The 26889-nt window shown below is 69.3% G+C and carries 29 protein-coding genes, 1 pseudogene and 1 riboswitch; of the genes and pseudogenes, 13 read left to right on the top strand and 17 right to left on the bottom strand.

Going from position 1 to position 26889, the window contains the following annotated elements:
* Positions 1 to 3: 3 nt before the first annotated feature.
* The 5 genes from Acor_RS35685 to Acor_RS35705 all read right to left on the bottom strand — a co-directional run bounded on the left by Acor_RS35685 (position 4) and on the right by Acor_RS35705 (position 6538).
* The gene (locus Acor_RS35685) at positions 4 to 450 is read right to left on the bottom strand and encodes a DUF4446 family protein (protein WP_246239565.1); all 447 of its coding nucleotides are present in this window, start codon (positions 448 to 450) and stop codon (positions 4 to 6) included.
* A gap of 22 nt (positions 451 to 472) precedes the next feature.
* The gene (locus Acor_RS35690; protein WP_155341190.1) at positions 473 to 1681 is read right to left on the bottom strand and encodes a glycosyltransferase 87 family protein; all 1209 of its coding nucleotides are present in this window, start codon (positions 1679 to 1681) and stop codon (positions 473 to 475) included.
* Between the two features lie 2333 nt (positions 1682 to 4014).
* A complete protein-coding gene (locus Acor_RS35695; RefSeq protein ID WP_246239571.1) occupies positions 4015 to 5436 on the bottom strand; it encodes an MptA/MptB family glycosyltransferase in 1422 nt (473 codons plus the stop codon).
* Entirely contained in the window at positions 5433 to 6194 is a 762-nt protein-coding gene (locus tag Acor_RS35700) for a glycosyltransferase family 2 protein (protein WP_155341191.1), read from the bottom strand. Before Acor_RS35700 ends, Acor_RS35695 begins: the two co-directional genes overlap by 4 nt.
* The gene (locus tag Acor_RS35705) at positions 6191 to 6538 is read right to left on the bottom strand and encodes an STAS domain-containing protein (RefSeq protein ID WP_155341192.1); all 348 of its coding nucleotides are present in this window, start codon (positions 6536 to 6538) and stop codon (positions 6191 to 6193) included. The genes Acor_RS35700 and Acor_RS35705 overlap by 4 nt, the downstream gene beginning before the upstream one ends.
* A 183-nt stretch (positions 6539 to 6721) precedes the next feature.
* Between Acor_RS35705 and Acor_RS35710 the strand changes: the two genes are divergently transcribed.
* Positions 6722 to 7087, top strand: coding sequence for a hypothetical protein (locus Acor_RS35710; RefSeq protein ID WP_155341193.1), 366 nt, complete (start codon positions 6722 to 6724; stop codon positions 7085 to 7087).
* On the opposite strand, the gene Acor_RS35715 is transcribed toward Acor_RS35710, so the two are convergent.
* Positions 7088 to 8197 (bottom strand): sensor histidine kinase, encoded by a 1110-nt coding sequence (locus Acor_RS35715; RefSeq protein WP_155341194.1) that lies wholly within the window; start codon positions 8195 to 8197, stop codon positions 7088 to 7090.
* Positions 8194 to 8895: a response regulator transcription factor gene (locus tag Acor_RS35720; protein WP_246239574.1), complete on the bottom strand. Its 702-nt coding sequence runs from the start codon at positions 8893 to 8895 to the stop codon at positions 8194 to 8196. Before Acor_RS35720 ends, Acor_RS35715 begins: the two co-directional genes overlap by 4 nt.
* 118 nt (positions 8896 to 9013) lie before the next feature.
* Between Acor_RS35720 and Acor_RS42505 the strand changes: the two genes are divergently transcribed.
* From Acor_RS42505 to yidC, 3 genes are read left to right on the top strand one after another with little or no spacing between them, the layout of a single operon-like run.
* Positions 9014 to 9181 (top strand): hypothetical protein, encoded by a 168-nt coding sequence (locus tag Acor_RS42505; RefSeq protein ID WP_170317242.1) that lies wholly within the window; start codon positions 9014 to 9016, stop codon positions 9179 to 9181.
* Entirely contained in the window at positions 9178 to 9411 is a 234-nt protein-coding gene (locus tag Acor_RS35725) for a DUF6412 domain-containing protein (RefSeq protein ID WP_155341196.1), read from the top strand. The genes Acor_RS42505 and Acor_RS35725 overlap by 4 nt, the downstream gene beginning before the upstream one ends.
* Before the next feature lie 42 nt (positions 9412 to 9453).
* A complete protein-coding gene (gene yidC, locus Acor_RS35730; protein ID WP_155341197.1) occupies positions 9454 to 10113 on the top strand; it encodes a membrane protein insertase YidC in 660 nt (219 codons plus the stop codon).
* On the opposite strand, the gene Acor_RS35735 is transcribed toward yidC, so the two are convergent.
* Both Acor_RS35735 and Acor_RS35740 read right to left on the bottom strand, forming a co-directional pair.
* Positions 10110 to 10562, bottom strand: coding sequence for an ATP-binding protein (locus tag Acor_RS35735; RefSeq protein WP_246239576.1), 453 nt, complete (start codon positions 10560 to 10562; stop codon positions 10110 to 10112). The two genes, yidC and Acor_RS35735, sit on opposite strands and share 4 nt — an antisense overlap.
* Before the next feature lie 126 nt (positions 10563 to 10688).
* Entirely contained in the window at positions 10689 to 12599 is a 1911-nt protein-coding gene (locus Acor_RS35740) for a PAS domain S-box protein (RefSeq protein WP_155341198.1), read from the bottom strand.
* An 88-nt stretch (positions 12600 to 12687) separates the two neighbouring features.
* Between Acor_RS35740 and Acor_RS35745 the strand changes: the two genes are divergently transcribed.
* Complete coding sequence (locus Acor_RS35745; protein WP_246239578.1) at positions 12688 to 13263, top strand: methylated-DNA--[protein]-cysteine S-methyltransferase; 576 nt, start codon at positions 12688 to 12690, stop codon at positions 13261 to 13263.
* A gap of 83 nt (positions 13264 to 13346) precedes the next feature.
* On the top strand, positions 13347 to 14114 hold the full coding sequence (locus Acor_RS35750) for a bestrophin-like domain (RefSeq protein ID WP_155341199.1): 768 nt from the start codon (positions 13347 to 13349) through the stop codon (positions 14112 to 14114).
* A gap of 282 nt (positions 14115 to 14396) precedes the next feature.
* On the opposite strand, the gene Acor_RS35755 is transcribed toward Acor_RS35750, so the two are convergent.
* Both Acor_RS35755 and Acor_RS35760 read right to left on the bottom strand, forming a co-directional pair.
* Complete coding sequence (locus Acor_RS35755) at positions 14397 to 14591, bottom strand: hypothetical protein (RefSeq protein ID WP_155341200.1); 195 nt, start codon at positions 14589 to 14591, stop codon at positions 14397 to 14399.
* 49 nt (positions 14592 to 14640) lie between these two features.
* On the bottom strand, positions 14641 to 16065 hold the full coding sequence (locus Acor_RS35760) for a purine-cytosine permease family protein (protein WP_155341201.1): 1425 nt from the start codon (positions 16063 to 16065) through the stop codon (positions 14641 to 14643).
* A riboswitch (TPP riboswitch) is annotated at positions 16056 to 16166 on the bottom strand. Its footprint overlaps the gene before it by 10 nt.
* A 661-nt stretch (positions 16167 to 16827) precedes the next feature.
* On the opposite strand from Acor_RS35760, the gene Acor_RS35765 reads away from it, so the two are divergent.
* Together Acor_RS35765 and Acor_RS35770 are read left to right on the top strand one after the other, a co-directional pair.
* On the top strand, positions 16828 to 17688 hold the full coding sequence (locus Acor_RS35765; RefSeq protein WP_170317243.1) for a pentapeptide repeat-containing protein: 861 nt from the start codon (positions 16828 to 16830) through the stop codon (positions 17686 to 17688).
* A 432-nt stretch (positions 17689 to 18120) separates the two neighbouring features.
* Complete coding sequence (locus tag Acor_RS35770; protein ID WP_155341203.1) at positions 18121 to 18282, top strand: hypothetical protein; 162 nt, start codon at positions 18121 to 18123, stop codon at positions 18280 to 18282.
* A 218-nt stretch (positions 18283 to 18500) separates the two neighbouring features.
* Here the strand turns inward: Acor_RS35770 and Acor_RS35775 are convergent, their stop codons facing one another.
* The 4 genes from Acor_RS35775 to Acor_RS35790 all read right to left on the bottom strand — a co-directional run bounded on the left by Acor_RS35775 (position 18501) and on the right by Acor_RS35790 (position 20664).
* Complete coding sequence (locus Acor_RS35775) at positions 18501 to 19211, bottom strand: hypothetical protein (protein ID WP_155341204.1); 711 nt, start codon at positions 19209 to 19211, stop codon at positions 18501 to 18503.
* The gene (locus Acor_RS35780) at positions 19208 to 19693 is read right to left on the bottom strand and encodes a SigE family RNA polymerase sigma factor (protein WP_218034687.1); all 486 of its coding nucleotides are present in this window, start codon (positions 19691 to 19693) and stop codon (positions 19208 to 19210) included. The genes Acor_RS35775 and Acor_RS35780 overlap by 4 nt, the downstream gene beginning before the upstream one ends.
* Before the next feature lie 178 nt (positions 19694 to 19871).
* Entirely contained in the window at positions 19872 to 20195 is a 324-nt protein-coding gene (locus tag Acor_RS35785; protein ID WP_155341206.1) for a rhodanese-like domain-containing protein, read from the bottom strand.
* Positions 20196 to 20244: 49 nt separating this feature from the next.
* A complete protein-coding gene (locus Acor_RS35790) occupies positions 20245 to 20664 on the bottom strand; it encodes a MarR family winged helix-turn-helix transcriptional regulator (protein ID WP_155341207.1) in 420 nt (139 codons plus the stop codon).
* A gap of 105 nt (positions 20665 to 20769) precedes the next feature.
* Between Acor_RS35790 and Acor_RS35795 the strand changes: the two genes are divergently transcribed.
* Positions 20770 to 21144 (top strand): cupin domain-containing protein, encoded by a 375-nt coding sequence (locus Acor_RS35795; protein ID WP_155341208.1) that lies wholly within the window; start codon positions 20770 to 20772, stop codon positions 21142 to 21144.
* Here the strand turns inward: Acor_RS35795 and Acor_RS35800 are convergent, their stop codons facing one another.
* Positions 21145 to 22026, bottom strand: a complete 882-nt coding sequence (locus Acor_RS35800) for an Fpg/Nei family DNA glycosylase (protein WP_155341209.1) — start codon at positions 22024 to 22026, stop codon at positions 21145 to 21147. It lies immediately after the preceding gene.
* A gap of 65 nt (positions 22027 to 22091) precedes the next feature.
* On the opposite strand from Acor_RS35800, the gene Acor_RS35805 reads away from it, so the two are divergent.
* Entirely contained in the window at positions 22092 to 22694 is a 603-nt protein-coding gene (locus Acor_RS35805; protein ID WP_155341210.1) for a TenA family protein, read from the top strand.
* A 150-nt stretch (positions 22695 to 22844) separates the two neighbouring features.
* A pseudogene (locus tag Acor_RS45055) lies at positions 22845 to 23003 on the top strand (GPP34 family phosphoprotein); the annotation flags it as partial.
* A gap of 69 nt (positions 23004 to 23072) precedes the next feature.
* On the opposite strand, the gene Acor_RS35815 reads toward Acor_RS45055, so the two are convergent.
* The gene (locus tag Acor_RS35815; RefSeq protein ID WP_246239580.1) at positions 23073 to 24230 is read right to left on the bottom strand and encodes an LCP family protein; all 1158 of its coding nucleotides are present in this window, start codon (positions 24228 to 24230) and stop codon (positions 23073 to 23075) included.
* Positions 24231 to 24519: 289 nt separating this feature from the next.
* Between Acor_RS35815 and Acor_RS35820 the strand changes: the two genes are divergently transcribed.
* Positions 24520 to 25938 carry a hemolysin family protein gene (locus tag Acor_RS35820; protein WP_174876241.1) on the top strand — a complete coding sequence of 473 codons (1419 nt, stop codon included), beginning with the start codon at positions 24520 to 24522 and terminating at the stop codon, positions 25936 to 25938.
* Positions 25939 to 26032: 94 nt separating this feature from the next.
* Positions 26033 to 26889: CNNM domain-containing protein (locus Acor_RS35825; RefSeq protein ID WP_155341211.1), on the top strand; the 857-nt coding region annotated here is incomplete at its 3' end.

Genomic DNA, 26889 nt, shown 5'->3' on the forward strand with positions numbered 1-26889 from the left:
TACTTACCTATTGCTGGGCCGTAACCAGGAACCCCCTGACGCGAGACTGGCTTCGATCTCCGGACCCAGTCCCAGCCGGGCCGCCCGCACGGCCTGCTCCTCTTCCGGCGATAACGGCTGCTGGCCCTTACCGCCCCGCACCGGGCGGACATACGTCCGCGTCTCGGTCCGCCCGTTGATCGAGGTGAGCACGATTCCGTCGCCCAGCCCGTTGATCAGCGCGACCGAGAACGACAGCCGGCCGGTCATCTCCTCCAGCGCGTCGTAGCGGTAGACCGCCACATCCCGGATCGCCTTCGTGTCGACGACCACTTCGACCGCGGCCCGCCGGGCCAGCACGTCGAGGCACTCCTCGACCGCGCCCCGCGCGTTTCGCAGCGCCAGCAGGCCGATCGCCACCCCGGTGACCCCGGCGACGGCCCCGACAATGACCATTACGGTAACCAGCACGCCACCGAGAGTAACGGCACGGTCAAGTCTTCGCCAACTTCTTCCGCCGGGCGAGGATCCAGACGAGCGCAATGGCTCCCAGGCCGAAGGCGTTCTGGACGATTTTCCCGAGGGTGGGGCTGAGGACGGGGATCTCCCAGAACTTGATGTAGGCACCCCACCAGGGGATCGGGAGGATGTAGTAGGCCCAGACGCCCGCCGCCAGGAGTGGACGGCGGACGGAGAGTGCGCCGATGACGATGATGATCCAGGCCAGATGGTGGATCCAGGCGACCGGGGAGAGCAGCACCGCCATCAGACCAGTCAGCGCGACCGCGGTCAGCGTGTCTCCGTCGCGGTGGGCGCGGAGGGCGGCGCGGAAGCCGTACCAGCCGATGAAGGCGATCGCGGCAAGCCAGAGGATGGTGGTGAGGGTGTCGGGCCAGTACAGGCGCAGGAGCATGCCGCGGATGGACTGGTTTGTGGTGGCAGTGTTCGCGCCCAGGCGTTCGGAGTCGAGCAGGGCGTCGAACCAGAAGTCGGCGGCGTCCTTTGGAATCACGGCGAATGGCAAAAGAGTGAGGACGGCCGTGGTTCCGGCGGCCGTGAAGAAGGGCTTGCGCTGGGTCGGGTCGCGCCAGGCCACGATGGCCAGATAGATCAGGAAGACGCCCGGGGTGAGTTTGACCGCCGTGGCGATGCCGATCAGCAGGCCGCGCGGCCAGGCCGGGCGGCGGACCACGCAGTCGAGCAGGCAGAGGGCGACCAGGAAGAGGTCCACCTGGCCGAATCTGATCTGGTCCCGGATCGGCATCAGGTAGAGGCAGGCGATCGTGACCAGGCCGAACGCGATCGGGATGAATAGGGCACCGCGCGGTGAGCGCTGAAGGGCGTCTCGAAAGGCGTACCAGACGGTGGCGGCGAGGGTCAGGATGATCGCGGCGATCCACACCCACTGGGCGGTCTCCCACGAAATCAGCGCCAGCGGTACCGCCAGCATCGCCGCGATCGGCGGATACGTGAACGGCAGCAACTGCGGCGCGGGAGTGACCACGTCGTAAACCGGCAGCCCCTCCAGCAGAGCCCAGCCCCCGGTCCGATACACGTCAAGATCGACCAGGCGCTGATCATCAGAATTGCCCAGCCAGTACGCCACCAACGGCCACGCGGCGACGACAATGATCAGCAACGGCAGCGCCCAAACCCACCAGGGCCGCCGCACGCTCAGCCTTACCGGTTCGCCAGTGCTCACGACCAGGCAGGCTACCGTGGACGCTGTCCATCCGGCCCCCGCCGCCCGAGGAGACCAGGCCCCCGTGCCAGCACCCCAGGTCAGACGAGCCCTCACCCTGCTCGCCCTCACCGCCTCCTTCCTCGGTACGGCTACCGCCGAAGCGACGGCTCTCGCTGGCTCGACCCCTGCGGCTCACCCCGGCCCGGCTCCCACAGCTTCCACCGGCTCGATCCCCGCAGCTCACAGCAACCCGATCCCTGCGGCTCACGCTGGCTCAATCCCCGCAACTCACACCACCCCCACCCCTGCGGCTCACGCTGGCTCGATTCCCGCATTTCACACCGGCCAGGCTCGGACAGACTTCGCCGGTTGGGCTTCCGGCGGACGAACCGCCCCCGATGCGGCGACTCCCCGCAGCGGTGTCGCCCCGAGTGGCCGAGTCGTCCTCATCGGTGTCCCAGGGCTGGAGTGGCGTGACCTGGATCAGTCGCGGACGCCGCGTTTGTGGGAGCTCGTCGGGCGTGGTGGTTCGGCGTCTTTGTCGACGCGGACAATTCCGCCGGAAGGGCGCGGTATCACCTGTTCCGTCGCCGGATGGCTGACTGTTTCCGCCGGTCAGCGAGCGGGATCCGACAATTGCGGTCTGCCGGAATCGCCGGTCACCGCAGCGGATGGTTCGGCGAAGGTTCCCGGCTGGAATGAATTGCTGGCATTCCAGCAGGCCGGTTCCTTCAAAGCGGAAATTGGACTACTAGCGCAGACAATTACGGACGCCGGAGGAAAGGTCGCCGCGATCGGCCCAGGAGCCGCCCTCGCCGCCGCCAATAAATCCGGAAATATCCAGAAATATGCGCCAACGCCCGCGGAACTCCCCAACTTCACGCCCTACTCCTTAATCACCGCAGAAGCCAACGAGTTCCCCCAAGCCTGGCTCCAAGCCCAAACCGCCTCAACACCCGCAATATCCACCGACCTTGACAAGAAAACCCGCCAAGCCGTCGCCGTCGCAGCCGACCGAACCATCGGCGAAATCCTCGACCGCGTCCCCCCAGGCTCCACCGTCCTAATCGCCGGACTCGCCGACGCCAGCACCGCCGCCCACCTCCACGTCGCCATCGCCCAAGGCCCGACTTTCCGTCATACGTTCCTCACCGCCACCTCCACCCGCCAAGACGCCCTCGTCACGATCACCGACACCACCGCCACCATCCTCGGCCTCCTCACCCTCCCCACCCCCGAACCCGTGGTCGGCCGCACCTGGACCAACAACGGCCAACCCCCACCAACCCCCGAAACCGTCGCCCAACTAGCCGACGCCGACCTCGCCAGCCAGGTCCTCCGCGACGTACGCGAACCCTTCTTCCTCACCCTCGTCGCCCTCCAACTGATCTTCTACGCCCTGGCCGCCCTCGTCCTCCGCCGCCGCCGCCAATCCACCGCAACCCGCCGCCGCACCTTGATCGCCACCCAGGCCGTAGCCGTCCTCAGCGGCGCGATCCCGATCTCCACCTTCCTGGCCCAGCTCATCCCCTGGTGGAGCGCCACCCGCCCGATGCCGGCCCTCATCGCCACCATCCTCGGCCTGGCCGCCGCCATCGCGGCGCTCGCCTTCGCGGGCCCCTGGCGCCGCAGCGTGCTCGGCCCGCTCACCACCGTCGCCGCCGTCTCCTCGCTCGCGCTGCTCATCGACGTCATGACCGGCTCGAAACTCCAGGTCAACGCGGTCACCGGCTACGAGCCCGTGACCGGCGGCCGGTTCTACGGCTTCGGCAACATGGCCTTCGCCGTCTACTCCACCGGCACGATCCTCGCCCTGGCCGGCCTCGCCCACGCGCTACGCCACCGCCCCCGCCTGGCCTACGCCCTCTGCCTCGGCTACGGCCTGCTGGCGATCTTCGCCGACGGCTGGCCCCGCTGGGGCGCCGACTTCGGCGGAGTGCCCTCGTTCGTGCTCGGCTTCGCCGTCTTCATGCTGATGCTGACCGGCCACCGCGTCTCGGTCACCAGACTGGCCGTCATCGGCGCCGCCGGAGCCGTACTGATCGTCGCGATCGCGATAGCCGACTGGCTGCGCCCGCCCGACCAGCGCACCCACCTGGGCTTCTTCGTCCAGCAGGTCCTCCAAGGCGAAGGCGGCTCGGTGATCGGCCGCAAGCTGGGCGCGATGCTGGGCACCCTCGGCAACCTCCCGCTGACCCTGCTCTCCCTGGTCGCGCTGGCCTTCCTGTACCTGGTCCTGGCCCGCCCGTCCAAGGTCGGCGCCGCCGCGCTCAGCCTGGCGTACGGCTACGCCCCCACCCTCCGCGCCGGCCTGTTCGGCGCGCTCACGGCCGCCCTGGTCGGCTTCCTGATCAACGACTCGGGGATCGCGATTCCGGCGATGGCGCTGACGGTCGCGGTTCCGCTGACCCTGGCCGCGTCGGTACGCGCCCTGCGCCTCGCCACGCCCACACCCCCAGCGCCACCGTCAGCGCCAGCAGCGTCCACGGCACCAGCCGCGCCCTGACCACATCCACCAGCCAGCCCAGATCGGCCGGCTGCTGCGCCTGCCGGGCCGGCAGGTAGGCGAACGACAGCAGCGCCAGCCGAACCGCCATGAACCCATCCAGAGCCGTGGCCGGCACCAGCGCGAGCAACGCGAAGGCTAGCCCGTCATACCAGGGCAACGCGTACGGACTCGCGAACAGCCAAGCCACCACGAACGCCAGCGAAACCGCCACGGCGTCCTGGCCGAGCCTGCGCACCAGCCCCCACGCCAGGGCGACCAGCAGGATCAGCGAGGCGATCTGGATCCAGATCCGATAGGCCCCCGACCCGAACAACCCCTGTAGTCCGTACTGGACGAGTTTCCACGGAGTCGCCAGTGAGACCGATTTGCTGGCGTTGAGAACCTGGTCGAACGCGTGCGGTCCCGCGATCACGTACGCCACCGCCACCGTCGCCGTCGCCACCCCCGCGAGGAGGGCGAGCATGCGCGGGTTCCGGCGAGACTCCCACGCCGGGCCAAGCGCCACCAGCCCCACGGTGACCTTCACGGCGATTCCCAGACCGAGCAGAACGCCCCGCCGTACCGCGAATCGCGATCCGGCCACGAGAGCGGCGATCATGAAGACGATGGCTAGGGTGTCCACGTGTATCCCGCCCGCCAGCTGGTAGATCACCAGCGGGTTCACCGTCCAGAGCAGGGCCGCGCGGCGTTGCCGTACCGGATCGGCGCGGGTGGCGTGGTGCAGGAGCAGGGCGGTCGCGATGAACGCGGCGGCGTTGATCAGCGCCAGGACGAAGACGGTCAGCCGGACCGAGCCGCCGAGCCAGCTGGCGAACGCCTGGGCGCCGGTGGCGAGCGGGCCGTAGACGCTGGGAGTGCGCGTCCATTCCTCGACCCAGGGGAGCGGGATGTCGGCGGGAACGGTCACATAGGGGTCGAAGCCGAGGGTGACCAGATGCCCGTACGCCGCGTAGTTGAGGTGGTCGGCGGAGCCGAAGGGAGGGAGGAAGGCCAGGATCGCGACGACCGTGGCGCCGGTGATCAGGAGGAGCCGGGGGTCGGGGGCATGGCGCACCGCGTACAGGCCGGTGAGCAGACCGATCGCGCCGAGCGCGAGAGCGGCGGCGGCCAGCGCGATGACCAGATGCCCGTCCGGTTGGACCCCCAGCCAGTACGGCGGCCCGGCCGAACCCGGCAGTCCTGGCACCATGGCCGACGGACCGAGTAAGGCGATGGTGATCGTCAGCAGCAGTGAGCCGGCGACGCACCCGATCGAGGTTCTCACTTCGGTTTGAGGGAATCCAGCGCCTTGGTGACCGTGGGTTCCCTGCTGGCCAGAGCCCGGGAGACGTCGCGGAGCTGTTTGGCGCGGTGCAGCTGGGCCCGCCAGTCGGTGCCGGTGGCCCGGTGCGCCATGTCGACCTCGACCTCGACCACCCGGAATCCCCGCCGCAGCAGGTCGATGGTGAGGCCGGTCTCGACGCCGAACCCGTGCGCCAGCGGCCTGGCGGCCTCGAACGCGCTCCTGGTCAGGCAGCGCTGCCCGTTGAGCGGCTGGGTGGCGTCCCAGCCGGTGGCCCGCTTGATGCCCTCTTTCGAGAGTTTGACCACGATGCCGTGCCCGCCCAGTCTGACCCGGTTGGTGAACACGGCGATGGTCATGTCGACCTCGCCGTCGCGGACCGGCGTGATCAGGGGCGCGGCGGCCAGCGCGGTCTCGCCCAGGTCGGCGTCCAGGAACAGCAGATGCCGGTGGACGGCCCGGCCGTCCGGATGGGCGCGGCCTTCCTCCAGCAGGCGGACGGCCTCCGCGCCGGTCTCCATCGCGGCGGCCTTGCCCCGGTTGCGGCTGTGCCGGACCACGGTGGCGCCCGCCGCCCTGGCCAGCCGCCCGGTCTGGTCGGCCGAGCCGTCGTCGACGACCAGCACCAGATCCACTCCGGGCAGCTCGCGGGCGGCGGTCACCGTGGCGGCGATCCGTTCGCCCTCGTCCCGCGCCGAGATGATCACCGCGGTATCCGGACTAGGGACCACCTCGGTCATCCGGTCTTTTCCGCCAGCTCCGCCGGAACACTCTCGTGCACCGTGAAGACCGAGTCGAGACCGGTCACCTGAAGGATCTTGCGGACCGCCGGGCGCGGTGCGGCGACTTCGAGCACGCCACCCCGCTCCTTGAGCCGTTTGAGCGCGGAGAGCAGCACGTTCATGCCGGTGGAGTCGCAGAACTCGACTCCGGACATGTCGATGACCACCCGGTCGGGACCGGTCTCCTCCAGCAGGCGGGTGAACTCCGACTGCAGGCGAGGCGCGGTATATAGGTCGATTTCACCAGCGATAGCCATGACGGCGTGGCCGGCGTGGGATCGCGTCGAGACTTTGAGCTCCACAGCGCGCACACTAGCGCCGTCCCCGCCCCGGGTCACGTTTCCCGGGGATTACCGAAGAGTCGTCAGCCCTTTGTCCCCGATTTCGGCCCCGCGTAAACGTAGAGTGCGCGAAGCTTGACGCTATGACACCGGCTTGGCCGGAAGGGGGGAGGGCCCTAGTTCGATACCAGGGCCCGTATACGCATGAACACAGAACTTCCCGAAGATCCGCAGCGGCGACGGCTGCGGGAACGGCTGGAGCTCATCCAGGTCAGGACCGACAAGGCGACCTCGTGGCGGGAGTCGACGGCGGTGCTGCGGTCGCTGGTCAACCGCGAGGGCTTCGTGCCGATCAAGGCGAAACTGGCCGTCGAGGACCTGGAGTTCCTGGCCGGCGCCCGGGAGGACGTGCTGAGTTTCGCCGAGCTCGGGCTGCGCCTCCTCGACCTGCACCAGCCCAGGGACGCGGGCGGCATCACCAGCGACACCGCGCACCCGATTCTGCGCTGCCGCAGCTGCATGTGGCGCTGGCCCTGCCCGACATTTCGTGCCATGTCGGACGCGTTCTGATCAGGCGACCGGGAGCCGGATCTCGAACCGGCAGCCGGGGCCCTCGTTTACCACGCTGATCGTGCCGCTGTGCGCCTCGACCAGGCCCTTCGTGATCGCCAGGCCCAGCCCGCCGCCGTCAGGTCCTGGGGTCCTGGCGCTCTCGCCGCGGAAGGCCACGTCGAAGACCCGGGTCAGGTCCTCGGCCGGAATGCCGCCGCAGGCGTCCGAAACCGAGAGGCTGACCGTATCCCCGTCCGACACCGCCCTGACCGACACCCTGCCGTCGGACGGTGTGTGCCGGATCGCGTTGACCAGCAGGTTGCGCAGTGCCCGCCCGATCGCCCCCGGATCGGCGTGTACCGGCAGCACCGGCTCCACCTCGGCCGCCAGCCGCCGCCCCCGGGCCAGCGGCTCCACCCCCGCCAGCACGTCGGCGACCACGTCGCCTAGACCCACCCTGGCCTTGGCCAGCCGGAGCGAGCCCGCGTGGATCCTGGACAGCTCGAACAGGTCGTCCACCATCCCGGCCAGCCGGTCCACCTCCAGCCTGATCTGGCCGTGATAGCGGCGGACGGTGGCCGGATCGTCGACCACGCCGTCCTGCAGGGCCTCGACCATGGCCCGCATGCCCGCCAGCGGCGTCCGCAGGTCGTGGCTGACCCAGGAGACCAGTTCGCGCCGCGCGCTCTCCAGCGCCCGCTCCCGCTCCCGCCCGTTCCTGATCCGCGCGTACGCCTGGCCCAGCGCCTGGCTGACCTTCTCCAGTTCGGCCGGCAGCGTGATCAGACCGGGGGCGACGTACTCGCCCGTCTCGGTGCTCTCCTCGACCGCGGTGACCAGCGCCCTGCTGGCCGCCACCAGCCGCCGCGCGGTGACCAGCGCGACGCCGACGCCGACCACCGCCCCGATCGCGATGATGGTGAGCACGATGTCCCGCGACCGCCCGTCGATGACCATCGCCATCGTGATCGCCACGATCCCCGCCACCGTGGCCAGCACGGTGATCACCGCCACCACGCTCAGCATCACGCCGATCGACCGGCGCCGCAGCAACCGCAGCACCAGGATCCCGAGCAGCGCGATGGCCAGGCCGAGCCCGGCGCTGACCGCGAGGATCTGAATGATCATGACAACGGCTCGTACCGGTAGCCGACACCCCAGACCGTGACGATCCTTCGCGGATCGGTGGGGTCGGCCTCGATCTTCTCGCGGAGCCGCCTGACGTGCACGGTGACCGTGGAGGAGTCCCCGAACGACCAGCCCCAGACCTGGTCGAGCAGGGCGGTACGGCTGAACGCCTGGCGCGGGTTGCGGAGCAGATAGGCGAGCAGGTCGAACTCGCGGGCGGTGAGGGTGATCTCGATGCCGCCGAGCCGTACCTCGTGGGCGCCCACGTCCACCACGAGGTCGGCGTCCCTGAGCACGCCGGTGCCGGTCGGGACCAGCGCGCCGCGGGCCCGGCGCAGCACCGACTGCACCCGCAGCGCCAGCTCGCGCGGGCTGAACGGTTTGGTCACGTAGTCGTCCGCGCCGGTCTCCAGGCCGACCACCCGGTCGATCTCCTCGCCCAGCGCGGTCAGCATGATCACCGGGACCGGCCAGCGCTCGCGCAGCTTCCTGCAGACTTGCAGGCCGTCCATCTTCGGCAGCATCAGGTCGAGCACCAGCAGGTCGGGCGGGTTGGCCAGGGCCCGCCTGAGGGCCTCCGCGCCGTCGCCGACGCACTCGACCTCATGGCCGTCCCGTTCCAGATAGCGGGCGACCACCTCGGCCACGGTGGGGTCGTCGTCCACAACGAGGATGCGCGCGGCGGGATTGGCAGTCACCATCCCAGACTAGGGCGCGCGCCCCTTACCCCCGCGAGGCCGTGAGAACACCGTAATTGATTCACGTGAAACGTCTGATCTTCTCGCGACTGTCGGTGGCAGCGCGTATTTTGTGGTCATGGCCCGTACCGCGCTGACTGTCGTCGGCATCCTTCTGGCGATCTGGCTGGTGGTCAGCTTCTTGATCCCCGCCCTGTTCGCGACGCTGAAATTCTTGCTGATCTTCGCGCTCATCGCGCTCGCCGTGGTCGTCACGATCACTTTGGTGGGCAAGAGCTCGCGATGATCATTCAGGCCCTGCTCGGACTGCTCGCCACGCCGGAGGGCGTGGTCGTGCTGGCCGCCGTGGGCCTGCTCCTGCTCACCTGGGCGCTCGGCCGGCTGGCCGGCGCGCCCAGGGTTCCGTCCGCGCTGCTCGGGGTGGGCGTCGAGGCCGTGGTGGTGCGGCTTCGCGACCCGGGCACCGCCGGACGCCCCCAACCCAGGGCCCCATCGGGAAACCCGGCGCTCGCCTGAGCGCCCTTCGTCAATGTTCAATCCCTGACGAAAAGGTTCCCCATGTTCGACTTCGTCCTATCCCCCGCGCACGATCTGCTCAACGCGCTCTCCGGCCACACCGGCGGCTTGCTCGCCATCATCCTGTTCACCGTCGCCGTCCGGCTGCTGCTCCTCCCGCTCGGCCTGCGCCAGGCGCGGGCCCAGCGGGCCAGAGCCCGGCTCGCTCCCGAGGTGACGAAGCTCCGAAAGCGGTTCTCCCGGGATCCGAAACGGTTCCAGCGCGAACTCAACGCCCTCTACGCCGGCGCGGGCACCTCCGCGTTCGCGGGGATCGGCTCCGCGCTCGCGCAGAGCCCGTTTTTCCTGGTCATGTACCGGCTGTTCGTCTCCGCGACGATCGCAGGACACTCGAATCTGCTACTGGCGCAGAGCGCGCTCGGCGTCCCGCTGGGTGAACATTTCAGCGCCGCGCTCGCGCATTCCGGCGTGTTCGGCGCGCCCGCGCTGATCTTCGTGGCGCTGTTCGCGCTGCTGGCGCTGGTCGCCTGGCAGTCCACCCGGCTTGTTCCGGACATGCCGGAGGTGCCGATGTCGGGGGTGCTGAAGTTGCTCCCTTACGGAAGCGTGATCGCCGCCGGGTTCCTCCCGCTCGCCGCGGGTATCTATCTGCTGATCAGCACGGCTTGGACGACCGCCGAACGTTCACTACGGACCGCTTAGACGACCTCACGCAACGCGCAGATTCCGGTCGTCCGGGTCTGCGCGTTTCGGGCAGGCTGTGGCGCGTGCAGCACCGCCCACACGGTGGTCGAGTCCCCCTCGTGCCGTACGCCCCAGCGCTCCGCCAGGTATTCCACGATGCCCAGCCCCCGCCCGCCGAGCGAGGACAGCGTCGGCCGGCCGGCCCTCGGCTCGGTGGCCGCGCCGCCGTCGCTGACGGAGATCTCCACATGGCCCTCGGTGCACATCCAAGCGACTCTGAGCTGCCCTGATGCCAGCGGGTGCGCATGCCGGAGCGCGTTGCTGAGCAGTTCGCTCATGACCAGTACGGTGTCGTCGACCGCGCCCGCGTAGACCCCGGATTCGAGCAGATCGGCGCTGAGGCGTTGTCGCGCGACGGCGACACTCGCCAGTGCATACGGCAACATGATGGCGCTCGACGCACTCACCTCCCCGTAATCCCGTACCCCTGAGGACTGCGCACCCCAGTACGACCGAAATGCCCGCTTAGCTGACAGCGGAAACCGAGCGACCATTACAGCTTGTGAACATTGGACGATAGGACACACGTACCGTTACCCGTCCGTTACCGCGCCGGTGAGTCCACTCCTGTATTGGGGCTCCCCGGCGTCCACCCGGAGCACGAAACGCATCCTGGTCCCGCCGCCGGGGCGGGCCAGCGCGGTCACCTCGCCGCCCTGGGCCCTGGCCAGGCTGCGCACGATGTAGAGCCCGAGGCCGACCCCGCCGAACCGGCGGCGGTCGCCGCTGTCGCCCTGGACGAAACGCTCGAACACCCGCTCCCGATCGGCCGGGCGGATGCCGATGCCCTCGTCGTCCACGACCAGCACCACCCGATCCTCCTCCGACCAGGCCTCGACCCGGATCAGGCCGCCGTCCGGGGAGTACTTGAAGGCGTTCTCCAGCAGCTGGCCGAGCAGGATGTCGGTGGCCAGCGCGTCGCCGTGCACGGCCGGCAGGTCCTCCGGGATCGTCACCTCGACCCGGTGCCGGTCCGACAGCACGGGCAGGCCGAGGGTGGCCGCGTGCACCCGTTCGGCCAGGTCGAACGCCTCGGCCCGGACCGCGGGCTCGGCCGCGCCGGCCCGGGAGCCGAGCAGCAGGTGGTCGATGAGCTGGCCGAGCGCCTTGGCGCGTTCCGCGATGGTGTGCACGGCGGAGCGGCGTTCGGCGTCGGACATCTTGTCCCAGCGGGCGTCCAGCGTGCTGGCGAAACCGCGCACCACCGTGATCGGGGTGCGCAGCTCGTGGCTGGTGGTGGCCAGGAACAGGTCCTTGGCCTCCTCCAGCTCCTTGGCCCTGGTGATGTCGCGGAAGTCGACCACGATCTCGCCGGTCTCGTCGATCTCGGCGCAGAGCACGTCCAGCCAGCGGCCTGACGGGAGCTGGATGGTCAGCTTCTCGCCGGGCAGCGGCAGCGCGAACGGGGGCGGGCCGCCGATCACCTCGTCCGCGGGGAACCCGGTGAGCTCGGCGGCGGCCGGGTTCCACTGGATCACTCCGCCGGTTCCGTCCAGTACGGCGATGCCGTCCGCGCTGGCGTCGAAGACCGCGCGTTCGTGGGCGCGTTGCCGTACCGCGTCCTGGTAGGCCGTGGCGTTGGCCACCGCGATCCCGGCGTGTCCGGCCAGCAGTTCCAGCAGTTCGAGTTCGACATGGCCGGGTTTGCGCTTGGCGAACAGGGCGTAGAGCGCTCCATAGGGACGGCCGCCGACGGCCGCCACCCCGACGGCGATCGTGTGCAGGCCGTCGAGTTTGGCCCAGATCAGGTCCTGGAGTCCCTCATGCCCGGTCTCCAGCATGACCGGCTTGCCGGTACGGAGAAGTTTGCCGACCAGGCTCGAACCGAGGTCGGCGGTGGCGCCGCGGATCGAGTCGGGCAGTTGGTGCGAACCGACCAGGCGGAGCCGGTCCTTCTCGATCAGGACGAAGCCGCCCGCGTCCGCGCCGGTCAGTTCGGTGAGGCTGGCGGCGATCCGGTCCAGCACGATCGGCAGGTCCAGTTCGGCGTTGATGTCCCCGACCACGTCGGTGAGGCGGCGGACCAGACGCGCCCGGCGTACCACCCGGCTGCGCGCGGCTTCGTCCTCCTCGGTGAGGTGATAGACGCTGACATATCCCAATAGCGCGCCGGACTCGGTGCGCAGCGCGCTCGTGTCGACCTGGACGTCGATGAGCTGGCCGTCACGGCGGAAACGTTTGGTCCTGAGCGACACGTGGCCGCCGTTCCTGACGCGTTCCAGGACGGCGTTGTGCTCGGCCATCAGCTCGCTCGGGACCAGCGGCGCGCGGCGGCCGAGCAGGTCCGCGGCGGGCCAGCCGAACAAGCGCTCGGCGGCCGGGTTCCAGCTGAGCACGGAGAGATCACGGTCCAGGGCGACGATGGCATTGGCGGCTGCGGCCACCACCGCCCTGGCGAGGCCGTCGTCCTCTGTGTCCCATTCGTCCCTGTGATCACTCTCCATCCCTCCATCGTGCCTGCTTTCCTATCGTGATCTTGGTGTTTTTCGTCGCTCCGCTACGCTGCTCGGGAGAGCGAGAGGAAGTGGGGCCATGTCTCAAGGGGTGTCCACGGGGGACCTCGAAGCCCTGCTTCGCGTGACCGCGCCCAACTACGTCGGGGAAACCCCGCCGGATGTCGCGTTCGGCACGGCGGAAACGCCCGTCGGAGGAGTGGTCCTGGCGGTGACGTCGCGCGGGGTCGTGGCGTGCAGCTTCGAATCCGAACACACGGTGTTCGCCCGGATTTATCGGGATGTGGGGAGGTTCATCGGTCCGGATCCGCGGCGGCTGGATCCGGTGCGGCGGGAGCTCGACGCGTACTTCGCCGGGCGGTTGCGGGCTTTCACCGTGCCGTTCGACCTGCGCCTGGCGACGCCGTTCGCCCGTACGGTGCTGCCGATGATCGGGGCCGTGGAGTACGGGAGCGTCACCACGTACCAGGAGATCGCGGTGCGGATCGGGCGGCCGCAGGCGCTGCGCGCGGTGGCCAACGCGATCACGGCCAACCCGGTCTGCCTGGTCGTGCCCTGCCATCGGGCCATCGACTCGTCCGGGTCGATCGGCTCGTACGCGGGCGGCGCGCCTGCCAAAGAGCATCTTCTTCGGATGGAAGGGGTGCTGAGTTAGCTCCCGGTTATGCGTCGGTCACTTAATGTGATAGCTATGTCACAGCATGCAGTCAGCAAAGTGACGACGTTTCGGGAGTGGCCATGGTGGCCTGCGTTATCGCGATCGCTACAGCGATCGGCGTGGTGGCCTTGGCCGCCTTTCTTTTCCGCAAGCTGGACCGCGGGGCCGACGACCGGGACCCGGGCGGCCCCACCGTGGGCCACGCCGGGGGAATGCTGTCGGCCCTGTTCCTGCTGGTCTTCGCGATCGCGATCATCGTGCCGTGGACGACGGCGGACTCGGCCCGGCAGAACACCTACGCGGAGAGCCAGGCGGCCGTGGAGGCATACTGGGCGGCCGGCGCGCTGCCCTTCCCGACCGCCGGTCTGATCCAGACCGAACTGCGGGACTACGTCGGGTTCGTGATCGACGAAGAGTGGCGGCTGATGGCCAACGGCCGGCTCAGCCCCGAGGGCTCCACCCGGCTCAACACGCTGCGCACCCAGGTCGCCAGCCTGAACACTACCGGGGCCGACGCGCAGGAGGCCAAGGCGGCCGTGCTCGAACAGGTGCAGAACCTGAACTCGGCGCGTCGCCAGCGGGCCGCCGACGCGCAGGCGACGCCGCCCACCGGGATCCTGGTGCTGACCGTGGTGACCGGCCTGGTGGTGCTGCTCTTCCCGTTCATGGCGGGGGCCCGGCCGCGCGGCGCGACCCTGCTGCCGTTGATGGCGATGGCGGCTTTGCTCGGGGTCGGGGTGTTCCTGACCTTCGACATCGTCCGCGTCTTCGACGGCGGTCTCGCCGTGCGGCCGGACGCGTTCTCGGCCGCGCTGCAGGAGTTCCAGCGGATCTCCGGGATGGGCTGAGATGCGGCTGCCTGTGCTACTTACTGGTGTGCTCGTCGGCTTGAGCGTTGCGGCCGGGCCCGCGGCGGCCTCCTCGGCCGCCTCAGCCGCTTCGGACGACGACGATCACGGGCTGGTGGAGGTCGGGGTCTGCCTTGACGTCAACCTGCTGGTCAGCGTCCGGGTCGGCATCGGGATCGGGACCTATCCCTGCCCGGCCGCGGCGCACCATGAGCACAAAGCGCCGCCCACGTATGCGCCGGAACCGGAACCCGAGCCGGAGCCTGAGCCCGTAGCCGAGCCCTATCCGACGGCGCCGGAGCCGACTCCGCCCGCCCCGGAGCCGAGTCCCGATCCGACCCAGCCGCCCGCGCCCCGGCCCACGCCGCCGGTGGTCAGACCGCGGCCGGTCGCGCCGGTGGTGCCCGTGGTCCGGGCCTCGGTCACGCCGAGCCCGTCGCCCTCGCCGTCACCGTCGATCACGCCGCGGCCGTACATCAGGAGGCACCTGGCGGAGCCGCCGCTGAAGCGGCGGAATCCGCTGAAGTCACCCCTGGTGCTCGTTGTCCTGGCTACCGTGATCGCTTCCGCCGCCGGTGTCGCGTTCGCGTCGATCCGCTGATGTCCCCCCGTCGCCGTGCCCCGATCTGGTGCGGCGACGGCCTATCAGCAGCGTGACCAGCGCCGCGACCAGGAACGAACCGAGCGCGGCGCTCATCCACGGCGCGGGCGTGAAGCCGAGCCCGCTCCGGATCGACAGCCACAGCGACTCCCACCACGGCACCTCCGGCAGCGCGCCGAGCAGCCACCAGGCGCAGAAGCCCAGCGCCCACGGCACAATCATCAGCCACCGCGACGGCGCCCGCTCCGAGACATCCCACCGCGCCGCCCCGCCGAGCAGGAAATAGTCCACCACCAGCACCGCGAACATCGGCACGAAGACCGCCCCGATGATCCCCAGGAACGCCGCGTAGGTGTCCGCGCTCACGAAGATCGCCAGCAGCGTGACCAGCGCCCCCGTCGCCACCGAGATGATCCGCCGATCCACCCGGGGCAGCAGATTCTGCAGCGACATCGTCGTCGAATACACGTTCACGAACGACTGGTCGGTCTCCCGCAGCACCAGGATCCCGAAGAACACCGCCCCGAACGAGGCCGCCACGAACGGATCCCACACCTTGTCCGCGTCGTTCCCGACCAGCGCCAGCGCCGCGACCCCGAGCGTCAGGCAGGCCACCTGCGCGATCGTGTACCCGCCCACCACCCCGGCGAACGCGGCCCGGCTCGACCGCGAGAACCGGGAGAAGTCCGCCGCCAGCGGCACCCACGACACCGACAGCGCGATCACGTAGTCCACCGAAGGCGCGAACGCCTCCCACGACCCGCTGCCCAGGTCGGCCCCACGCTGCCAGAACACCCACCCGAAGTAGACCATCGAAATGATCACCCCGACCGTGACGTACCGCCGCAGCAACCGCACCGCCCCCAGCGGCCGGATCGTCAACGCCGTGGTGAGCACACCCCCGACGATCACCCACACCGCATACGGCACCGTGATCCCCATCGTCCCCGCGATGGCCTGCGCCCCCTGCGCGATCACCCAGAGCTCGAACGCCCCCCACCCGAGCATCTGCACGATGTTCAGCACCGTCGGCAGATACGACAGCTTCGCCCCGAACAGCCCCCGCAGCAGCACCATCGCCGGCGCCCCCGTCTGCGTCCCCGGAACCGCCGCCAGCCCCACCATGGCCGTCCCGACCAGACTCCCGACCACCGCCGCCGTCAACGCCGCGACAAAACTCAACGGCCGATTCCCCAGCGGATCGACCAGCGACCCCGCCAGCGAGAACCCCAGCAGACTGACCCCGAGATTGGCCCAGAGCGCCCCCTGATCGAGCACCCCCAGCGCCTTCGGCGGCGCCTCATCCAGGGTGAGCGGGGCCTCAGCGGACTCCACGACGACACGCGCCATCACACACTCCCTACGCCGGCATTACCCGGACAGGTTCATGCGGTCGGCAACGCTGGTTGCCCTCTCAGCCCGGTTACGCCCGAGCTCCCGCGGGTTTGAAGTTGAAGACACGCCCGGCATCGGCCCAGCGCGCGACCCCCATGATGCCCCATGGCCGGACAAAGATCTACTGCGGGTCCAGGGTTCGGGGATTTCGAACTATCGTCCTTAGACGTCCACGGCCGTACAGCTACGTGCGGGGCGGTAGCTGTACTTTCCGGCCCATCACACCTGGTCAGAGTTCAGATCGATCAGCGTGGAACCAGACATGGGCGTCAGCGAGAAGACCCTCGACGGGGCCCGGCGCTCCTTGCTGGCCAATGGCCCGGGCGGGCCGTGACTGGCCCGGGCGGCTCCCCTGGGAGCCACGCGCGATCCGGCCGGCCGCTGGCCTGGTCGTAGGCAACGCCCAGGCGGGTCACGGTCGCGCGGACCTGGCTGTCGCGCTTGGAGAAATAACCATCCACTCCTAACTTCGTGACCATGCCCAGCCCCCACACACCACGGCGAGTCACCCGCAAATTCGCCCACTTATCACGGCACCCACCCGCGGCACCAGATATCCCACTCCCCGCCACCACGCCGACCCACCCCCGCGCGGCCACCTGGCTCGGCCGCCTCCTGCACCGCCATCCACCCGTCCACAGACCCACCCCGGCCGAACTCGCGACCCTCACCCCCAAAGAACGCCAGGAACTTTGGGACGCCCACCGCCTACGCCCCTTGCACACCATCACCGCCCTGACCACCTCAGTCGGCGTCCTGCTCGGCGTCGCCTTCACCGCCTTCGGCCTCATCTACACCGCCCGCACCCTGGCAGCCACCCAAGAAGCCCAGATCACCGACCGCTACACCAAAGCCGTCGAACAACTCGACTCCTCCGCCGTAGACGTCCGGCTCGGAGCCATCTATGCCCTCCAGCGCATCGCCACCGACTCGGCACCCGATCGCCCCACCATCCAAAAACTCCTTGCCGCATTCGTCCGCAACCACGACCTCTGCACGCCCCAACCCCCACCCCCGCAATGCGCCACCGAACCTCCCAGCAAACCCGACGCCACCCAATACATGCGACTACCAACCGATGTATACGCGGCCCTCACCATCGCACCGGCCCTCACCACAGCAACCCCGGCGACCAAACCTCAAGATCATGCCGACTTCTCCCAAACCCGATTCCCGCACGCGGACCTGTTTCGCGCGAACCTGAGCAGCGCGAACCTGAACAGCACGGATCTGACCGGAGCCAACCTGGCCAACGCGGATCTGACCGATGTCGACCTGGCCAACGCGGATCTGACCGACGTGTTTCTGACCGACGCAAACCTGACCCGCGCGGACCTGTCAGGCGCGAACCTGACTAGAGCGGACCTGTATGCCGCTGATCTGACCGGCGTGGACCTGTCAGGCGCAGATCTGACCGGCGCGAACCTGACCGACGCTGATCTGACCGGCGCGGATCTGTCCAGCGCGATCCTGACCAATGCTCTCCTGTCAGGCGCGAACCTGACCAATGTGCGGGGCATGACGCCCGACGAAATTCGGGAAGCGACCCGACCCGTGACCAACCCCACCATAAGGTGACCGCGCGAATGATCCTCCGTGCGGTGCCCCTTGACCAGCATGAGCGTCCAGCAGTCACCGAGTTCCGCGAACTACTGACTTCACCCCTGCCACCAGCGTTTAGGCGGTCAAGAGCATGCCTCCGGGAGCATCGGCGCGGCGGCATTCTGCCGTGGTGGTCTAACTTAACGGGGCTGATGCCTCATCGTTTCGCCAGCGCCGCAGGCCGGCCAGCCGAGGGCGCCCTGGGACTCGGACTTCGGGGAGGCTACCGGCGCGTATCGCCAGGTGGCGGAATCGGCCTGCCGCCTCGGCCACCCAGAATCGGGGGCCGAGACGGTGGACGATCAATGCCTGGGGACTCCGCACCCACCTGACCATCTCCGCGCTTACATCTCCAGCGTGGAGGCCCCACACCCAAGTGGTGCGCGACCAGTGAGCCCAGTTGACCCGGTGAGCGTGCTGGCGCTGTCCCATCACCGCGATGGCCGCCGCGCGACGCTGCGCCGTCTCGTCCAGGTCGGTGATTTGCATTCTGTCGGGCCGCAGCGCGGGCCCAACGCCGATGCGCAGGAGGCCCGCGGGCAACGGCTCGACGAAGAACCGCCATCCTGACAGTGTGACCTCGGTAGGCACGGGCGGCCTCTCAGCAGGGGGTTCCGTTGGTCCTGTCGCTGGTGTTCACCGTGAGCAACGAACTGGTGTGGACCTCATGGTATGAGGCGACCGTAGCGGGACCAAGATCTGCAAGAAGGCGTGTGGCCCGGTGTTCGTCGCATCCGCCGGCTCGCGAGCCGGAGAGAGACGCGGCGATCACCGGGCCACGGCCGAGTTCAGTGCTCGCTGACGATCGGCTTGTCGCCTGTTTCACCGGCTGTGCCGGCCTTCTCCTCGGCCAGTTTCGCCAGTTTCGCCGCCTTGGCTGCGTCATCGTCCGCCGTGGACGGCTTCTCGGCCGACTTGGTCGGGATGTCGGTCGTGCACGTCTGCGGTGCGTCGTCCTGTACGAGGCCCATCGTCGCGCCGAGTGGGTTCGGGTTGTCCGGCTGATAGTCGGGGGTGCGGATGCCGATCAGCAGTTTGGTGCCCTCGGGCATCGCGCTGGGGGTGATGACCATCCGCTTCAGGCCGTCGCTCGTCTCGGTGCCGACGACGCGCTGGAATCCTTCCTCGTCGCTGCCCTCGGCGGTGTCGCACCACTTGTTGACGGTGACCTGGGCGGGGATGCCCGCCTGGGCGAGGGCGTTCTCCATCGTGGCCGGGTCCAGGGACTCCTGCTTGGTGAGCCGTACGGTGACGGTGCCGTCGGCGTTGGAGTCGACGGAGAAGGCCGCCATCTGCACGTGTACGGTCGGTGGCCCGTTGACCTGCTGGCCGTAGACCGTCAGGGTCCAGGCGACCGCCGCGGCGAGCACGCCGCCGGCGGTCGCGGCCAGGCGGCGCCGCCGCCTGGCGCGGCCCGCGGAGATCACGTCGCGTGCCGGGGTGCCCATCCGTACCCCGGACATCGAGTCGCGCACCACGTTCAGTACGTCGTCGTTCATCGGTTCTCCTCCTGGCTGGTGACTGTGGCGAGGTCGCCGCGCAGCGCCGCGACGGCGCGCGAAAGATGCGCGGTGACGGTTCCCGGAGCGATCCCGAGGGTCTTGGCGGTCGCCTCGGTGTCGAGGTCGAGGAAGACCCGCAGCGCCACCACCTCCCGCTGCCGCTTCGGCAGCCGCCGCAGGGCGGCCAGCAGGGCGGGGTCCACGTCGGGCTCACCGGGCTCCGCCGGCTGGTCCGCGCCGTGGCCGGTGAGAGCGACCTCGTGGCGGCGCCGCCGCCACCAGCTCACCCGCGTGTTCAGCGCCACCCGGACGACCCAGGCGCGCGGCGCCGGATGCCGGCCGACCGTGCGCCAGGACAGCCAGGCCCGGGTGAACGCCTCGGCGACCAGATCATCGGCCAGATGCCGGTCCCCCGTGGCGGCCACGACGGCGCGCAGGCACGCGTCCCGGGCACTCTCGTAGAAGTCCTCGAACTCCATGTGCTCCACGCCCCCTACACGCACGGGCGGGCCGATTCACTTACATCGCGCGAGGGTGAACGCTCGCCGAGCCCGTCGGCGTGGACGGCCCCGCTGCCGCGCTACCGACACGCGTGCGGGGTCATAGGGAGAGCGCCGGACCGATTAGACCGCCCGCAGGCCAGGGCGGTGCCGGTCGTTACGCCACGTAAGGAGGGTGGCCGCTTTCGCTGGTCATGGGCTTGCCGGCGGCTGCCCAGGATTGCATGCCGCCGCCGATGTTGATGGCCTGCCAGCCGACGTGGTTGAGCCAGACGGTGGCCTGGGCGGAGCGGCCGCCGACGCGGCAGATCACGTAGACGGGCTGGCCCTGGGGGACCTCGCCGACGCGGTTCTGCAGTTCCATCAAGGGGATGTGCTGGGCGTCGGGGACGTGACCGGCGCGCCATTCGTCCAGCTCGCGGACGTCGAGGACGTGCACGTTCTCGGGTACGGCCTGTGCGTCGACCTCGTGAAGCGTCATGCGTCCATCCTAGGGATTCTCCGGGGCAATCTGGCCTACCAGATCTGGCCTACCAGACGGGACGCAGGGCGGCCCGGCCGCCGGCGGCGGTGACGTAGGCGTGCATGTCGGCGTGGAGCTGGTCGAGGCGGTCGGGGCCGATGACGGCGGCCCAGCGGTCTTCGGTGAGGCCCCAGAGTTCGTCGGCGTGACGGACATAGGCGAGGCCCTTGGGGGTGAGGGCCAGGACGCGGGCGCGGCCGTCGGTGGGGTGCGGGCGGCGTTCGATGTAGTCCCAGCTCTCCAGTTCGGCGGCGATCTTGGAGGCGGCCTGTTTGGTGATGCCGAGGTGGTCGGCGAGGGCGACCGTCGTCACGTCGTCGCGGGCTTCGAGCAGGCGGAAGGTGTAGCCGTGGGCGGGGCGGAGGGGTTCGCGGCCTTCGGCCAGCAGGCGTTCGTGCAGCTCGTCGGTCATGGCGCGATAGATCATCGCGATCAGGATGGGGATCTCGCCTCGGCGTCTTGACGAACTGGTCAACGCGGTTTACCTTTTCTGGTAGATAGTCAATCAGGTTGACCATTATAGGAGGATGGCATGAGCACAGTCACCCGGGCCGACGCGCCGGTGTTCGAGCGGGACGGGACCACGATCCACTCGCTCGCGGTGCCCTCGCGGGGGTCGAAGGAGCTCGCGGTCTGGTCGCTGGAGTTCGCGCCGGGCGCGCGTTCGCCGGAGCATTCGGTCGACAGGGAAGAGGTGTTCGTCGTTCAGGCGGGTCGGCTGCTGGTCACCATCGACGGCGTCGAGCACGCCGCCGGACCGGGCGACGCCCTGATCGTTCCGGTGGACACGATGTTCTGGCTGGCCAACGGATCCGACACGGCAGCCGCCCAGGCGACCGTGTGCACGTCGGCCGGGATCCAGGGCACGCTCGGCGGCACGGTCATCTCACCGCCCTGGGCGCAGTAGCTACTTCAGCAGCTTGGACAGGCGACGGTCGGCCAGCGGCTTGCCACCGGTCTGGCAGGTCGGGCAGTACTGCAAGGACGAGTCCGCGAACGACACCTCCCTGATGGTGTCCCCGCAAACCTCGCATTTCTCGCCCGTACGGCCATGCACCCGCAACCCCGACTTCTTCTCCGCCTTGAGATCCTTCGCGGCCAGCCCGCGCGCCCGCTCGACCGCGTCCCGGAGCGTGCCCACGATGGCCTCGTGCAGATCGGCCACCTGGGCGTCGGTGAACGTCGCCGAGATCTTGAAAGGGGACATCTTGGCGACGTGCAACACTTCGTCCGAGTACGCGTTGCCGATCCCCGCGATCACCTTCTGATCCCGGAGCAGGCCCTTGATCTGGGTACGGCTGGCGCGCAGAATCTCCGCCAGCGCCTCAGGCGTGAACTCCGCCACCAGCGGATCAGGCCCAAGACTGGCCACCCCAGGCACCTCATCCGGATTTTTCACGACATAGACGGCTAGGCGTTTCTGGGTGCCCGCCTCCGTGAGGTCAAACCCGGGGGCCAGGCCGGATTCGTCGGGCGCGAGCCGTACCCGGACCGCGAGCGGGTTCTTGCCGCCGGGGCGGACCGGTTTCGCGCCCGAGAGGTCCTCGCGCCAGCGGAGCCAGCCCGCGCGGGCCAGGTGGGTGACGAAGTGCAGGCCGTCGCAGTCCAGGTCGATGAACTTGCCGTGCCTGGACACCGAGGTCACGGTCAGTCCGCCGAGCGCGCCAACCGGCGGATTGAAGGTCTTCAGGGCGTGGAAAGCGGAGATCTCGACGGCCGCGATCGTACGGCCGACAGCGCGCTCGCGGAGGAACTCGGCGAGCGACTCCACCTCGGGTAGTTCCGGCATAGCACAACAGTACCGACCCTTTATCCACAGGCTGGGGATAACCTGCTGCGGCAGGATGGTGGGTCATGGGGATATCTCGTGAATTGCACAGGATCGGCCTGCCACTGCTGGAAGCGCAACTGGCCCATCCCACCGTGGCCGGGATCGGGCGTGGCGACCTGCCGGAGCAGACGTTCCGGGCCTGGCTGGAGCAGGACTACCTGTTCCTGCTCGACTACGTCCGGGTGTTCTCGCGACTGGCCTGGCAGGCCCCGGACGAGCATCTCGGGGATCTCGTCGATCTGGCGCACGCCACTTTCCACGACGAGTTGCGCCTGCACCGGTCGCTGGCCGCCGAGTTCGGGGCCGACCTGGCGGGAGCCAAGAAGGGGGGCCCGTGCACGGCGTACACCGCGTTCCTGCTTGAGTCGGCGGCGGACTACGCGAGCGGGCTCGCGGCGCTGTACCCGTGCATGTGGGGATATTCCACCCTGGGAAGCCGCCTGGCGGCGAACCCGCCGGCGGAGCCGAGATATCGGGCTTGGGTGGACACCTACGCCGATCCTGGGTTCGCGGCGCTCACCGAGCGGATCGCCGTCATGATCGACGAGGCGGATCCGGACCCCGCACGGGCGATCGACCTGTTCACCGACGGGATGGCGCACGAGCTGGCTTTCTGGGACGTCTGACCGGCGGCGGCCCGCGACATAGGGTCGGGACATGAGTGCTATCGCCGAAGACGTCCTGTTACTGGCCTATCACGATGACAAAGGCACCCGCTGATCACGGCCGGCGAGCTCGACATCGCGCTCGCCGGGGCGCTGCTGGCCGAACTCGCCATCGGTGCGCGGATCGAGATAGCCGACAAGAAGCTGCTCCTGGTGAACCCGGCGCCGACCGGCGACGAAGAGCTGGACGCCGTGCTCGCCCGGATCGCCGCCGAGCAGAAACCGCGCAAGCCCGACTGGTGGATCCAGCGGATCAACTCCCACAAGCTGCACCAGAGCCTGCTGACCCGGCTGGCCGAGCGCGGAGTCCTCTCCGAACAGCAGCGGCGGCCACCTGACCTACTTGGTGACGACGTCCTTCGGCACGGGCTGGTCCTTCTCCAGCGCCTCGAAGAGCTTGTTGGCCTTGGCGTTGTCCCACTTGACGACGGCCTGGCCGTTGATGGTGGGCAGCGAGCCGACCGGGACCGCGGTGGTCAGCGGGTTGCCCTTCATGGCCAGACCCAGCGAAAGCAGGTCGAAGACGCCGGTACCGGGGGAGACCGCGACCGATTCGGCGGCGCTGAGAGCCAGTGGGACCGACGCGAACGGGTTGAGCAGGGTGCCGGGGCTGGCCGCCTTCTTCACCACGGCGGAGAAGAACTGGCGCTGCCGCTCGGTCCGGTCGAAGTCCGGGATCGCGCCGGTCTTGCGGGTGCGGACGAAGCCCAGGGCGGTGCCGCCGTCCATGACCTGACAGCCCTTCTTCAGGTCGATGCCGGCTTTCTCGTCTTCGATGTCCTGCTTGACGCAGATCTCCACGCCGCCGATCGCGTCGACGATGCCGACGAAACCGCCGAAACCGATCTCCATGTAGTGGTCGACGCGGATGCCGGTGACCTCTTCGACGGTTCTGGTGAGGAGTTTGGGGCCGCCGAAGGCGTACGCGGCGTTGAGTTTGTCGCTGCCGTGGCCGTTGATCGGCAGGTAGCTGTCGCGGGGGAGGCTGACCAGCGTGGGGCGGCCGTCGCCGTCCGGGACGTGCAGGAGCATCATCGTGTCGGTGCGCTTGCCGACGGCCTTGCCGGTGGCCAGTTTGCGGCGTTCCGCGGCGGAGAGGCCGGCCCGGCTGTCGGAGCCGACCAGGAGCCAGTCGGTGCCGGGGGTGGCCGCGGGGCGTCCGTCGTAGTCGGTGAAGGCGTCGACGTTGTTCATCTTCGAGCTGATCCAGAAATATCCGCCTATGCCCGCGATGAGTAACAGGACCAGGAAGATGGCCACGCCGATCAGGATCTTGCGACCGATTCGGCGGGGTTTGCGGGGGGCCTTCGGCGCGTCGCCGCCGTACGACGGGCTGGCGATCGGCTGGATCGGGCTGCCGCCGGTTCGGGGTTTGCCGTAGACCTTGGAGCGGCCGCGCGGGGTGGTCGGGGCGGATCTGATCTCGTTGTCCACCATTGTGGGCGGCGGAGGCGGGGGGACCGGGAACGCGGGCTGCCCGGCAGACCGGGAATCCACCGGTCGCCTGATCGCGCGCGTCGGGTCGTCATCGTGTGCCACGGTCCAGAACCCCCACTTTGCCGTCAACCGCCACTACCTTGACGGTACGTCGTCGCACGCTAGGACCGCAGAGCCGTCCCCAAGGTTTTCCTATGGAAAAGTACACATCCGCGAAGCCGGAAACACCATCGGCCGCTCAGCCGTTACGGTGGAAGACCCTAGTTGAAAGGACCGACGTGTCCGATTCGGACCCCTGGAGTACCTGCCCGTGCCTCGGCACGGGCCCCAGCGAGGCGGGATCAGCGCGATGAGCATCGCCCTCGGCCTCCTAGCTGTACTCCTGCTGACCCTGGCGACCGGGTTCTTCGTCGCCCAGGAATTCGCCTTCGTCGCGGCTGACCGCACGATGCTCCGCGAACGCGCCGAGACCGACCCCGCCGCGGCCCGCGCCGTCGAGGTCACCGGCCGCCTGTCGTTCATGCTCTCCGGGGCGCAACTGGGCATCACCATCACCACGCTGCTCGTCGGCTTCATCGCCCAGCCCGCGATCGCCGACGTCCTCCGCGCCCCGCTGGCCGACCTGGGCCTGCCGCCCGGCGCCGTGCCCGGCGTGAGCGTCGCGGTCGGCGTGGCGATCGCGACCATCGTACAGATGATCATTGGCGAGCTCGCCCCCAAGAACCTCGGCATCGCCCGCCCCGAGCAGGTCGCCGTCGCGTTGTCCCGCTCCACCCTGATCTACCTCAAAGTGGCCGGGCCGCTGATCCGCCTCTTCGACTCCGCCGCCACCCGGCTGGTACGGCTGGCCGGCATCGAACCCGTCGAAGAGCTGGAACACGGCGCCACCCCCGAGGAACTCTCCCGCATCGTGGCCGAGTCCAGCGCCGCCGGCGAACTGCCGCCGCGCCTCGCCGAACTGCTGGAGCGCGCCCTCGAATTCGGCGACCGTACCGCCTGGGACGTGATGGTGCCCCGCCCGCGCGTCGTCCTGCTGCGCGCCCAGCGGCCCGCCTCCGATCTGCTCGACGCGGTACGCGAACACGGCCACTCCCGCTACCCCGTCGTCGACGACGGCGGCGACGACGTGGTCGGCACCGCCGGCCTGCTCGAATACCTCGCCTCCCCCGCCGACGCGACCATCGGCGACATCACCCGCGCGCCCCTGCTGGTGCCGGACACGCTGCCGGTCACCGAGCTGCTCAAACGCATGGAAGGCGACACCTTCGCCTGCGTGATCGACGAGTACGGCGGCCTGGCCGGCATCGTCACCATGGAGGACCTGGCCGAGGAACTCGTCGGCGAACTGGTCGACGAGAACGACCCCGAGCCGCTGGGCGTGGTCGTCAACACCGACGGCACCTGGGACGTGCCCGGCACCCTCCGCATCGACGAGGTCGAACGCGCCACCGGCGTCGAACTCCCCGAAGGCGACGGCTACGAGACCATCGGCGGCCTGGTCCTCTCCGGCCTCGGCCGGATGGCCGAACAGGGCGACTCGGTCACCGTGGCCACCACCCCGGAAACCCACCTCCTCGAAGAGGAAACCCCGCCCCCGCAGGCCCTCCTCACCGTCCTCAAGGTCCACCGCCGCGTCCCCGAGTGGGTACGGCTCTCGCTCGGCGTCCCCGCCCCGGCGGAAAGCCCGGAAAACCCACCGGTGACCGGCTCCGGACTGGACTACGCACCCGAACTCTTCTCCGCTCTGTTCCAGGGGAGACCCGCATGACCGCCCCCAGCACACCCCACAAACGCACCAACCCGCTCCGGCGGGCACGCGCGGCTGCCCTGCTTGGCCTGGTTGCGGCTGGTTGGGGGCGAGTGTGAACAGCTTGACCGCGATTTTGCTTGGGCTGGTGTTGCTGGTCCTGAACGGGTTCTTCGTGGCCGCGGAGTTCGCGGTGATCTCGGCTAAGCGGCATCGGCTGGAGGAGGTGGCCGGGGGGCGGATGGCGCGGATCGCCGCTCGGGCGGCTGTTCGTGGGAGCCGGCAGTTGTCGTTGATGCTGGCCGGGGCTCAGCTGGGGATCACGCTGTGCTCGCTGGGGCTGGGCATGGTCACCGAGCCGGCCATCCATCACCTGCTTGAGCCGCTGCTGGGCGCGCTGCCCGAGGGCCTGCAGACCGTGTTGTCCTACGTCGTCGCGTTGATGATCGTGACGTTCCTGCACATGGTGGTCGGCGAGATGGCGCCCAAGTCGCTCGCGCTCACCCACCCCGAGCAGTCCGCGCTGGCCCTGGCCATCCCGTTCCGTGGCTTCGTCTGGCTGGTCCGGCCCATCCTGGCCAGCCTCAACGGCCTCACCAACGGCCTGCTGCGGCTCTTCGGGGTACGCCCCCGCGACGAGCTCGCCACCACCAGGACCCCGCACCAGCTCGCCGTCCTGGTCGCCGAATCCGGCCGGATGGGCATGCTCGACCGCAACGAGCACGACCTCCTCACCCGCGCCCTCCGCGTCCAGAACCAGCCCGTGGAACGCCTGATGATCCCCCTCGCCCAGACCGTCACCGTCTCCGCCGACGCCCCCGCCGACCAGGTACACAAAACCGCCGCCGCCTCCGGCCAACTCCGCATGCTCGTCATGGACCATCAATCCGTCCTGGGCGTCCTCCACATCCGCGACACCCTCATCCACCCCGACCAACCCCCCTCAGCCCTAGCCACCCCCACCCCCAAAAT

The sequence above is a fragment of the Acrocarpospora corrugata genome (assembly GCF_009687845.1).
GTDB classification, from domain to species: domain Bacteria; phylum Actinomycetota; class Actinomycetes; order Streptosporangiales; family Streptosporangiaceae; genus Acrocarpospora; species Acrocarpospora corrugata.